The organism is Acinetobacter sp. UBA2063, assembly GCF_002333245.1.
In the GTDB taxonomy this organism is placed as follows: Bacteria; Pseudomonadota; Gammaproteobacteria; order Pseudomonadales; family Moraxellaceae; genus Acinetobacter; species Acinetobacter parvus.
Map to the genome: position 1 here is coordinate 1 of NZ_DDAH01000010.1, position 11262 is coordinate 11262.

The 11262-nt window shown below is 42.9% G+C and carries 10 protein-coding genes; 6 read left to right on the forward strand and 4 right to left on the reverse strand.

The window, feature by feature from the left end:
• A partial coding sequence (locus tag B4H32_RS00345; protein ID WP_286799030.1) for a phosphoenolpyruvate carboxylase occupies window positions 1–393 on the forward strand: 393 nt, incomplete at its 5' end.
• Window positions 394–679: 286 nt separating this feature from the next.
• A complete protein-coding gene (locus B4H32_RS00350) occupies window positions 680–1975 on the forward strand; it encodes a solute carrier family 23 protein (RefSeq protein ID WP_004756843.1) in 1296 nt (431 codons plus the stop codon).
• Between the two features lie 31 nt (window positions 1976–2006).
• On the opposite strand, the gene B4H32_RS00355 is transcribed toward B4H32_RS00350, so the two are convergent.
• Together B4H32_RS00355 and ilvD are read right to left on the reverse strand one after the other, a co-directional pair.
• A complete protein-coding gene (locus B4H32_RS00355; protein WP_004683677.1) occupies window positions 2007–3293 on the reverse strand; it encodes a hypothetical protein in 1287 nt (428 codons plus the stop codon).
• A gap of 145 nt (window positions 3294–3438) precedes the next feature.
• Window positions 3439–5268, reverse strand: coding sequence for a dihydroxy-acid dehydratase (gene ilvD / locus B4H32_RS00360; RefSeq protein WP_034422650.1), 1830 nt, complete (start codon window positions 5266–5268; stop codon window positions 3439–3441).
• A gap of 209 nt (window positions 5269–5477) precedes the next feature.
• Here ilvD and fmt point away from each other — a divergent pair, with 209 nt between their 5' ends.
• From fmt to yidD, 3 genes are all read left to right on the forward strand, one after another.
• Window positions 5478–6440 (forward strand): methionyl-tRNA formyltransferase, encoded by a 963-nt coding sequence (gene fmt / locus B4H32_RS00365; RefSeq protein WP_004756841.1) that lies wholly within the window; start codon window positions 5478–5480, stop codon window positions 6438–6440.
• Window positions 6437–7744 carry a 16S rRNA (cytosine(967)-C(5))-methyltransferase RsmB gene (gene rsmB, locus B4H32_RS00370; protein WP_004756840.1) on the forward strand — a complete coding sequence of 436 codons (1308 nt, stop codon included), beginning with the start codon at window positions 6437–6439 and terminating at the stop codon, window positions 7742–7744. The genes fmt and rsmB overlap by 4 nt, the downstream gene beginning before the upstream one ends.
• 179 nt (window positions 7745–7923) lie before the next feature.
• A complete protein-coding gene (yidD, locus tag B4H32_RS00375) occupies window positions 7924–8214 on the forward strand; it encodes a membrane protein insertion efficiency factor YidD (RefSeq protein WP_004679216.1) in 291 nt (96 codons plus the stop codon).
• A 67-nt stretch (window positions 8215–8281) separates the two neighbouring features.
• Here yidD and B4H32_RS00380 read toward each other — a convergent pair whose 3' ends face one another.
• Together B4H32_RS00380 and B4H32_RS00385 are read right to left on the reverse strand one after the other, a co-directional pair.
• A complete protein-coding gene (locus B4H32_RS00380) occupies window positions 8282–8425 on the reverse strand; it encodes a methionine/alanine import family NSS transporter small subunit (protein WP_004679217.1) in 144 nt (47 codons plus the stop codon).
• 9 nt (window positions 8426–8434) lie between these two features.
• Window positions 8435–9913: a sodium-dependent transporter gene (locus B4H32_RS00385; protein ID WP_004756837.1), complete on the reverse strand. Its 1479-nt coding sequence runs from the start codon at window positions 9911–9913 to the stop codon at window positions 8435–8437.
• A gap of 511 nt (window positions 9914–10424) precedes the next feature.
• On the opposite strand from B4H32_RS00385, the gene B4H32_RS00390 reads away from it, so the two are divergent.
• Complete coding sequence (locus B4H32_RS00390; protein ID WP_286799031.1) at window positions 10425–11120, forward strand: TIGR04219 family outer membrane beta-barrel protein; 696 nt, start codon at window positions 10425–10427, stop codon at window positions 11118–11120.
• Window positions 11121–11262: the final 142 nt, after the last annotated feature.

The window sequence follows — 11262 nt, forward strand, 5'->3', positions numbered from 1 at the left end:
GAACAGTGGCCGTATTTCCAAACTTTAATTGATATGCTGGAAATGGTTTTATCCAAATCTGATGCAGATATTGCGTTGTACTATGAATCTCATCTCACCCAAGATCAGGACTTAAAAGTTCTAGGGATTGAGCTACGCCAACGCCTGCAAAATGCGGTGGATACCCTGCTGAGTCTAAAAGGTGAGTCTAAGCTTTTAAGTAATAATGAAGTGCTGGACCAGTCCATGCAGGTGCGTAAACCATATTTATTGCCATTGCATTTATTACAGGCAGAATTGATGAAGCGTCGTCGTCTGTATCTGGCACAGCACCAAACTGAACATAGCCCTGTCGATCATGCCTTGATGGTCAGTATTGCTGGGATTGCGGCAGGGTTAAGGAATACAGGTTAATCATTTAAGCTGGCGCGGCACCTGTAAAGTCACTTGCAGATGCCGCATGTCTATTCAGTCATTTTTTATTGCTAAAAACCCATCTTTTTTATTTGTTGAGTGAAATAGTCAACTTTGTGTAAATCCACAATGAATATAGGTGCTTAGCTTTAAATTTATTTTACCAAATGATAAAAATAAGTATTTAAAACCACGATATTGCAGCCATTGCCCAACATGACCAGATGAAAGTTGCAGATCAGGCAGAGTATCATAGCGGCTGATTTATCTGATCAAGAGTTTATCTATGTCAAGTTGGTTTCCAAAATGGCAGCCGTATCAGGGAAAGATTGATCATCGCCCTGTTGCGACAAACGAATATTTACCGCCCTTACAAAGTGCGGTATTAGGGGTACAACACGCATTTGCAATGTTTGGTGCAACTGTACTTGCCCCATTGCTGATGGGATTCAATCCCAACCTTGCCATTTTAATGTCAGGGATTTGTACCATTATCTTCTTCCTGATCACGGGTGGACGTGTACCAAGTTATCTGGGTTCAAGTTTTGCCTTTATTGGTGTCGTTGCAGCCGCAACTGGTCACATAACTGGATCAGGAGCCAATCCAAACCTTGCAGTTGCACTCGGCGGCATTGTGGCCTGTGGTATTTTCTATGCCCTGATTGGCTTTGCCGTGATGCTGACTGGCACACGCTGGATTGAAAAACTGATGCCACCTGTGGTGACAGGCGCAATCGTGATGATCATTGGTCTCAACCTTGCCCCTGTGACCATCAAGGGTGTGGCGGGACAGCCTTTTGAAATGTGGATGGCACTGATCACAGTATTGTGTATGGGCATTATCGCGGTGTTTACCAAAGGCCTGCTACAGCGTTTACTTTTATTGGTGGGTTTATTGATTGCATACGGACTTTATGCTGTTGCAACCAATGTGCTCGGCTTAGGCAAAGCCATTGATTTTTCTCAGATTGCAGCCGCGCCATGGTTCGGTATTCCAAGCTTCTCACATCCAGCGTTTGACATGAATGCAATTCTGATTATTGCCCCTGTGGCACTGATTCTGGTTGCCGAGAATTTAGGCCATATCAAGGCAGTGGGAGCGATGACAGGCGAAAACCTGACCCCACAATTGGGCAAGGCCTTTGTTGCCGATGGTTTAGCCACCACCCTGTCAGGTAGTGTCGGTGCGCCTGGCATGACCACCTATGGTGAAAATATTGGAGTGATGGCCGTTACCCGTGTCTATTCAACCATTGTGTTTGTAATCGCTGGTGTGTTCGCCATTTTTCTGGGGCTTTCACCAAAGTTTGGCGCGGTGATTAGCACCATTCCAACAGCGGTTCTGACAGGTGCCTCCATCGTGGTGTTTGGCTTGATCACCATTGCTGGAGCGAAAATCTGGATCGAAAACAAGGTTGACTTCTCCAACAATAAAAACTTGATTGTGGCTTCAGTGACCATTATTTTAGGTGCAGGCAATTTTGAACTGCTATTTGGCAACTTTAATCTGGGTGGGATTGGCACAGCAACGTTTGCAGCGATTTTCCTGAATTTGTTGTTTAGCTTAAAAGATAAAAACTAAAATCGTGGGCAGCTTAGGCTGCCTTTTTTATTTATTCTTGGCTTTCCTGCTTATATTTCTCTTCCAGCACATTACTGATAATACTTTCAATCATCCATACCCGATACAGGCTATTAAACACATAGCTTTGCCCATCAATCCGTAATTCCAGTACAGGAAAGTCGGGTTGGTGCTTCTGCTGGCATAGCTCATCATTCTGTTTTAATAAGGCCTCAACATCCTGTTCGGTGACCTGCTCAATCTGCAAGCGCTTTTGCATCCGCTGAAAATGCGCCTTAAAGGATAAATCCTTACCTCGTGTCCATACGCTTTCCAAAATCTGGTGGATCACATCCACCTGCTGTTCCTCTGCAACACTGTAAAAGAGCTTCGCCATTTCATAGGTGGCTTCTTTGGTTGGACGACAGAATGGGGTGAATGCCACCTGTGTACGTTTGGAAACACGGGTCGCCAGACTCCAGTCAAACCAGTCCCGCCCATGATAGCTCAGCGGATAAACGCTCAATTGAATATTATAATAATTGGCCAGCTCTTCCTTGATATAGGCCAGCAACAGCCAGCTCATCGGGTCTTCAAGCGCAATATACAAATCCAGCTCTGGTTGCAATGCCTGAACTTCTGCCAGTGCCTCACCATCATTGATCAGATGTTCACGCCATTCAATATGGTTGATCAGGAAAATTGGATTGCCCGTCAGCAGTTTTTGCTGTTTAAGACGGCGGGTTAGACGCAGCAAATCATCTACAGCCTGATATTTACGTTCGCCAAATTCGAAATAGCTGGCGGCTACAGGTACATCTTTAAAGATACGCTCAGGATAATCCTGTGGCGCCTGATGCTGGCTTGCCATGGCATACAGGGTACGCAACTTTCCATATTGCTGCTGCCACAGCATATGAAACACATCTTCAAGCAAATGCAGAAAATTTTGTTCTCGTAATGGGGTATTTCTTAAAATTGTCTCAGCCTGCTGTAAAGCTTCTGCACTAGGAATCTCTGGGGTGTCATCAAAACCAAAACGGTGCTGTTTGGCGAGGATTTTTGCATCATTTAGACAGTAACTTTGCCAATCCTGTCTGGACATGCCATTCGGGGGTTCTGCATCCTGTCTTGAGATAATGACTTTTAGGGGTTTAAGTTCATCACTCAAGATCTCATTGAGTTGATCAAGCTGCTGCACTGCAAGATAGCTATAAACATCATCCAAACGAAGGTAAATCGTTAAACCCTGTTCCGTGGGTAACACCGCCTGACGAGAGGGTTTTTGATAGAACCAACTCGATCGGATGGGATCAAACCAACGACGTAACAAAGACATGTCAATCGCCTCTAAGCGTAATGAATTTATAGAAAAGTAGATTATATTCTCAAGTTTACTGGCAAATGAGAATCAAGTGTATTCAGTATCTTATATTATAAAATGAGAAAAAAGTCCCTTTTTTATCAAAAGGGACTGAATGGGCTTACAAAACTCGTACCGCACCTTTTGCGGCACTGGTTGAGTGCATCGCATAAATTTTCAAGGATTTAGACACTTTACGTTTACGCTCTTCCGCTGGATGCCAACCTTTGGCTTCTTGAGCTGTACGGCGATGTGCCATGGTTGCATCATCAACATCAAGGTGAATGCTACGATTCGGAATATCAATTTGGATGGTATCACCATCTTCAACCAGACCAATTGCACCACCTTCCGCTGCTTCTGGAGACACGTGACCAATGGATAAACCTGAAGAACCACCAGAGAAGCGACCATCGGTAATCAAGGCACAGTCCTTACCCAAACCTTTCGACTTCAAGTAACTGGTTGGGTACAACATTTCCTGCATGCCTGGACCACCACGTGGGCCTTCATAACGAATGACAACGATGTCACCTGCCACGATCTTATGATCTAAAATCGCTTCAACCGCTGAATCTTGGCTTTCAAACACGCGAGCCGTTCCCGTGAATTTAAGAATCGAATCATCCACACCCGCAGTTTTCACGATACAACCATCTAAAGCAATGTTGCCGTAAAGGACTGCCAAGCCACCATCTTTAGAGAAAGCATGTTCAGCATTACGAATCACACCTTTCTCACGGTCACCATCCAAAGTTGAATAATAACGGTTTTGTGAAAATGCCACTTGAGTTGGAACACCACCTGGTGATGAGCGATAAAACTCATAAACATCTGCATCTTCAGTGCGGATAATATCCCACTTGTCTAAAGCATCTTTGAGAGTAGGTTCATGTACCGTTGGGCAAGAGGTGTTCAGTAAGTGAGCACGATCGAGTTCACCCAAGATCGCCATGATACCCCCAGCACGGTGTACATCTTCCATATGCACATCCGACTTTGCAGGTGCAACTTTAGACAATACAGGTACTTTACGAGATAAATTGTCGATATCATCCATAGTGAAATCAACTTCTGCTTCATGTGCAGCAGCAAGCAAATGCAATACGGTATTGGTAGAACCACCCATTGCAATATCCAAAGTCATCGCATTTTCAAATGCTGCTTTGGTTGCAATTGAACGTGGCAGAATGCTGTCATCATTTTGTTCATAATAACGCTTCGCAAGTTCAACGACTAAACGACCTGCTTTTAGGAATAGTTTTTTGCGGTTAGCGTGAGTTGCAACAATAGAACCATTACCCGGCAATGATAAACCTAAAGCTTCAGTTAAACAGTTCATTGAGTTTGCAGTAAACATACCCGAACATGAACCACACGTTGGACATGCCGAACGCTCAAATGCTGCAACTTCTTCATCGGTATAGCTTTCATCTGCTGCAACGACCATGGCATCAACTAAGTCGATTGCCTTTTCATCACCACGGAATTTGACTTTACCCGCTTCCATAGGACCGCCAGATACGAACACCACTGGGATATTCAAGCGCATTGCAGCCATCAGCATTCCTGGTGTGATCTTGTCACAGTTCGAGATACACACCATTGCATCGGCACAATGTGCATTCACCATATATTCTACAGAATCGGCAATTAAATCACGTGATGGTAGTGAATACAGCATCCCGTCATGGCCCATGGCAATCCCGTCATCAACGGCAATGGTATTAAATTCTTTTGCGACACCACCAGAAGCTTCAATTTCTCGTGCAACCAGTTGCCCTAAATCTTTAAGATGCACATGTCCAGGAACAAATTGGGTAAATGAATTGACCACCGCAATAATTGGTTTGCCAAAATCTTCATCTTTCATACCTGTCGCACGCCATAAACCGCGCGCGCCAGCCATATTTCTTCCATGTGTTGATGTTTTCGAACGATAATCAGGCATTTTTGATTCCCAACAAGTTTGTGCTCGAGAAGAATAGAACATTCTCTCTGGCGAAATGATACTGAGCTGTTTCCATCATACTACAAGTTATCGTTTAACTGATGACCAACAGGCCTATCTTTTTTACACAAATGCAATTCAGCCCGTGAATTAGGGACTCGTCACGTTTTCGCTTATAATTTGCGATAAGTTTTATTTGGATTCCATTTGTGAAAATCATTTTTGCTGGTACGCCTGAATTTGCGGCAACCGCATTGGCGGCATTATTAAAAACATCACACCAGATCATTGCGGTTTATACCCAGCCTGACCGTAAATCAGGACGTGGACAAAAATTAACACCATCGCCTGTTAAACAATTGGCACTTGAACACAGTTTACCTGTCTATCAACCTTTGAATTTTAAAGCGTCTACTGAAGAAGGTTTGGCAGCTCGACAAGAACTTGCTGCTCTAGGCGCTGATGTCATGGTGGTTGCAGCCTATGGTTTAATCTTACCGCAAGCGGTTTTAGATACCCCTAAATATGGTTGTTTAAATATCCATGGTTCGCTATTACCCCGCTGGCGTGGCGCAGCACCAATTCAACGTGCGATTGCCACAGGCGATACAGAAACTGGCATTACCATCATGCAAATGGCAGCAGGTTTGGACACAGGCGATATGATGTACAAAACCTATTGTCCAATTACAGCAGAAGATACCTCTGCAACCTTGCATGACAAATTGGCGACTCAAGGTGCTGAAGCGATTTGTGCCGTGCTTGAGTCAGAGCAAAGCTTGCAGGATTTTATCGAAAAACGTGAAGTTCAAGATGAATCCCTCACGGTTTATGCACATAAATTAGTGAAATCAGAAGCACGAATTGATTGGACGCAAACTGCAATCCAAATCGACCGCAATATTCGTGCGTTCAACCCTTGGCCTGTGGCTTTTATTCAATTGGATGAAAATAACGCCTTACGTGTTTGGAGTTCAATGCGCTCCGAGATCAGTAAAGCAAATGCTCAATTAGGTGAAATTCTTGCAATTGATAAGCAAGGCGTACATGTCGCTTGTGGTGAAAACAGTGTCGTGTGCTTAACCAGTTTACAGTGGTCAGGTGGTAAAGCGCTCAATGCTGTCCAAATTGCCCAAACTCAAAAACTACATCTTGGACAAATTCTCCCATGAGCCAATCGAATCAATCATCTGCAAAAAATTTGAATCTGCGCGCACAAGTGGTCAAAACACTTTTGGCGGTTCAAAACGGGCAATCTTTGGCTTCTGTTTTAAATCAACATATCAATATTGTTTCTGAACGTGACCGTGGTTTATATCACGAACTTACTTTAGGTTGTTTACGCCAATGGTTTTCTTTAAAAGCAATTACCTTACCCTTACTTACGAAGCCATTGGACAATGAAGCGCTAGAAAGTTGTTTATATCTAGGTTTATATCAAATTTTATGTACGCGTATTCCTGTACATGCTGCGATTTCAGAAACGGTAAATGCGGCTAAGCAACTCGGTTTTGAGCCAATGAGTGGTTTGGTCAATGCGATTCTGCGTCGTGTTTCACGTGAAACAGCTGAATTTGAAAGCGCTTTGAATAATACGCATGGTTTACCAAGCTGGTTATTCAAGCGACTTAAAAAAGATTGGCCTGAGCAAGCAGAAACTCTATGCCAAGCCTTAAAACAAGTGGCCCCTCTGACCCTGCGCGTCAATGAACGTCAAATCAGTCGTGATGAGTATCTTGATATTTTAGATGAAGAACAGATTGATGCCCGTCCTTGTATGCTTTCAGATGTGGGTATTATTCTGGAACAAACGGGCAATATTACCCATTTACCTGGTTTCGAAGAAGGTGGCTTTTCTGTTCAGGATGAACATGCCCAATTGTGCGCGATGCTTTTACCGAACTTAGATAACCAAGTGGTTGTCGATGCCTGTGCTGCACCAGGCGGTAAAGCTGCACATATCCTTGAGCGATTTAACCCGAAAAAACTGATTGCACTTGATCATGATGCAAAACGTTTACTGCGAGTTTCTGAAAATTTAGAACGTCTTGTACTAGATCAACATAATGTTGAGATCGTGACAGCTGATGCAACCACTTGGCAGGCACCAGAACCCGTCGATTGTATCGTGCTCGATGCGCCTTGTTCTGCAACAGGCGTAATTCGTCGTCATCCTGATATCCGTCTGCTCAGACAATCGACTGATATCGCACAGACAGTTGAATTACAAAAACAGATTCTTCAACAGATCTGGCAACAGCTCAAAGTTGGTGGAACGCTGTTGTATATCACCTGCTCCATTCTAAAAGCTGAGAATGAACAGCAAATGGCTGCATTCTTTGCGGAACATGCAGATGCAGAGGAAATCAAAATCGAAGCCAATTGGGGCATTGAACAGAACTACGGTCGTCAATTATTACCAACTGCACAATCAGGTGATGGTTTCTACTATTGTCAGATTAAGAAATTAGGCTAATAAAAAAGCAGGCTTCAAAGCCTGCTTTTTTTTTTGATTTAATTCAAACAATTTAAATGGTTACGATTGCTGCTATTTGGCAGCATTTTCATCATAAAAAGCAAACAGGCTTTAACCTAATTATTTCAGGAAATCAGTTAATTTGAGTAGGTCAAATACAATTATAATGGGTATTTTAAATGGCGATTCTGTCTAAACTCACCGATACACTGGCAATTAAAACAATTGAAGCCTATCAGCAACACCTCTCACCCATAAAGGGATTTAAATGCGCCGCGGGTCAGCTTTATGGTGGCACGACCTGTTCAGGTGCAGTCAAAAATATTGTCCAGAAACAGGGACTGATTTCAGGCCTGCCTGCGATCTACCGACAATTTTCCAGTTGCCATCAGGCTGCCAAAACCCTTGCTACATATCCGACCCAGCCCATGAATGCTTTCTGTTGCTGTGTCCTGCCGATTCCCTTGTAAATCTCCACCTGATTTGAATTCGTATAAAAAACAGCCCTACATTGAGGGCTGTTTTTTTACTCATTTACTAAAGCGTATGCTGGTCTTTTACATCTTCCAGAACATCATCTGCTTCTTCTGGATGCTTCATCAGATGCAGAATGGAAAAAGCCAGCCCACCCCAAATAAAACCCATTGAAACAATCATCATAATAATAGCGGAAGTATTCATTCTAGACTCCTAGCGATCTTTCATCTTGCTGAGCACCATTGCAACCACAGCACAGAAAATCACACTGCCCCATCCAAAGATGCCCAGTAAACTCATACTGTAGGTATCGTAACCATTTTTCACCAGATTAAATACCGTCATGCTTAAGGTGGTGAGCAGGATCAGTGAGGTAATCACGGTGAGGGTAAAATCCCATCCCTTGCCGAGTTGAATCGTTGAAATACGGTTGACATGGTCACGAAGCTCAAGCAGGGCTGAACGTTTAAACCACGCAATACTGATAATTGAAATCAATGCGCCACCAATAATCCCGATGTTATTGATGAAGTGATCGACGATATCCACCAGTTTAATCGCATTCACGCTTGAAAACAGGATCACTGAAACCAGTGCACTGCCCCCACCAATGATGGTTACTGCTTTCTTACGGCCCCATTTCAACTTGTCCTGCATTGCCGCAATTGGCACTTCCAGAATACTGACCATGGAAGAAATACCCGCCACAAACAGTGAGGAGAAGAACAATAGACCAAATAGGTCAGCACCCGCACCCAGACTTGAAATGATTTTTGGGAATGCAATAAATGCAAGGCCAATACCACCACTGACCACATCCTGCACTTCCTTGCCTGCGGTATGCGCCATAAAACCCAATGCCGCAAAAATACCAATACCCGCCAGAATTTCAGTTGACGCATTGGCAAAGCCAACGATCAAGCCAGAACCTGTCAAATTGGTTTTAGGCTTGAGATAGGAGGCATAGGTCACCATGATCCCGAAACCAACGGATAGCGAGAAGAATGTATGGCCATACGCCGCCAGCCACACTTTATAGTCCATCATCGCAGACCAGTTCGGAGTAAAGAATGCGTTTAAGCCCTCAACCGCACCAGGCAAACGTAGTGACTGAATCACAAGAATGGTGAACAGTACGAACAGCAACGGCATGAAAATCTTGTTGGATAATTCAACACCCTTTTTTACACCACCATATAGAATGACCAAGGTCAGCGCCCAGATTCCCACAATTGGCCAAAACAGGTGACTGACAAACTGAAAATCAAAACCCGTTGCCTTTGAAGTCTGCAAATAGGTATTGAAGAAGAAACTTTCTGGATCACTGCCCCACGCCTGACCGACTGAGAAATAGATATAACTTCCCGCCCAGGTCAGGACGCTGGCATAGTACAAACCAATAATGATACAGACACACACCTGCCACCAGCCAAGCGTCTCGCCGCCTTTAAACAGGGCACGGTAGGCTTTGGGTGGTGAATTACGCGCACGATGACCAGTTGCATAATCCAAGAATAAAAGAGGTAAACCAGCTGTAATCAGTGCGAGTAAATAGGGGATAAGAAACGCACCACCACCATTTTCGTAGGCAACATAAGGAAAACGCCAAATATTACCCAAACCTACAGCCGAACCAACGGCTGCAATAATAAAACCAGATCGTGATGTCCAGTTTTCACGAGAATCTGCCATATGACACCTAAATATATACCGCTGGCATTTTTCATACTGCGTTAGGTTTTATTATCCAACAGACATGAAAAGTGCCATAAAAATCCTGTTTTGCTTGCATGAAATTTCAACCTTGTGGGCCTCTCATTTTCATGAACAAACAAGCAAAAACCAAACCATCTTCCTTAAAGATTGGATTTTGTTTTTCTGCTTTTTAATAGCCGAACAATACCTGTTTTTATTTCTTTTTACTGTAATTTCTGTCTGAAAAATTATGTTTTTTAAATAATTGATTATTTTTCAACTGAATGTTATTTTAACCGTATAGTCAAATTATTGCCGTCCAGCATATAAAATATTCAAGTGAAATCCTCTTCCACCTACGCCTTTTGCATTTGTCCTTTTTATTTCCTTTTTAAAAAATTAAATTTAGATTACTGCATATTTTTCTGGATCACTATATGATTCGCCCAATCTTAGATGAATTCACAACAATTCATTACTTTTTTAGCGACTTAATTAGGAAAATTCAATGAAAGTATTAAAATTATCACTGCTTGCTCTAGGAATGGGCTTAAGCGGTTTGGCACAGGCAGATGTCATTGGTGTCAAGGGTGACCTAAGTTACTGGGCTTACGATGGTCAGGCCAACATGGCTGCCCAGACAGCGGCAAGTGATCAGGACCTTGAGCGTAAAGGTGCAGCCCAACTATCACTGGCAATCGAGCATCCTGTTCCACTTATTCCCAATGCCAAAATTCGCTATGTAAATTTAAAAACCCAAACTGAAAATGAAGTTGCTGGACAACCAGTCTATGACATTAACATGGATCATGCAGACTTCATTCTATACTATGAAATTCTGGATAATATCGTAAATGCAGATGTTGGTGTGGGTGCAACCACCCTGAACGGTCATGTCACCACTCTTGCTCTCAGCAAAACAGATATTGATAAGACAGTTCCTGTGATCTATGCAACAGCAGGTGCAAAACTTCCATTTACAGGTTTAACTGCCAAGGGCGAAGTGCTGTATAGCAACTTCAATGATGCCAAGATCACCGATGCCCAGGCAGAACTACAGTACAACTTTATCGATAACCTACTGGTTGATGTGGGCTTAAAGGCAGGTTACCGTATTCTGGACATTAAATTGGACGACTACGAAAAAAATGACCTTAAATTTAATTTCAAGGGTCCTTATATTGGCTTAGATATCCATTTCTAAATATCAAGCCAGATTAAAAAGCGGAATCAAGTGATTCCGTTTTTTATATCTAAAACTATAGCTGAAGAGTTAATTTATCATCACACCTAAAACTATAGTTAAATCATTATAAAACTAATACAATGGTGCAATGAGTAATTAA

Bases quoted from the DNA above. Each gene is read 5' to 3' on its own strand.
- ilvD (WP_034422650.1), bottom strand. From the start codon at position 5,268: ATGCCTGATTATCGTTCGAAAACATCAACACATGGAAGAAATATGGCT.
- B4H32_RS00355 (WP_004683677.1), bottom strand. From the start codon at position 3,293: ATGTCTTTGTTACGTCGTTGGTTTGATCCCATCCGATCGAGTTGGTTC.
- B4H32_RS00390 (WP_286799031.1), top strand. From the start codon at position 10,425: ATGAAAGTATTAAAATTATCACTGCTTGCTCTAGGAATGGGCTTAAGC.
- rsmB (WP_004756840.1), top strand. From the start codon at position 6,437: ATGAGCCAATCGAATCAATCATCTGCAAAAAATTTGAATCTGCGCGCA.
- B4H32_RS00350 (WP_004756843.1), top strand. From the start codon at position 680: ATGTCAAGTTGGTTTCCAAAATGGCAGCCGTATCAGGGAAAGATTGAT.
- yidD (WP_004679216.1), top strand. From the start codon at position 7,924: ATGGCGATTCTGTCTAAACTCACCGATACACTGGCAATTAAAACAATT.
- B4H32_RS00380 (WP_004679217.1), bottom strand. From the start codon at position 8,425: ATGAATACTTCCGCTATTATTATGATGATTGTTTCAATGGGTTTTATT.
- B4H32_RS00385 (WP_004756837.1), bottom strand. From the start codon at position 9,913: ATGGCAGATTCTCGTGAAAACTGGACATCACGATCTGGTTTTATTATT.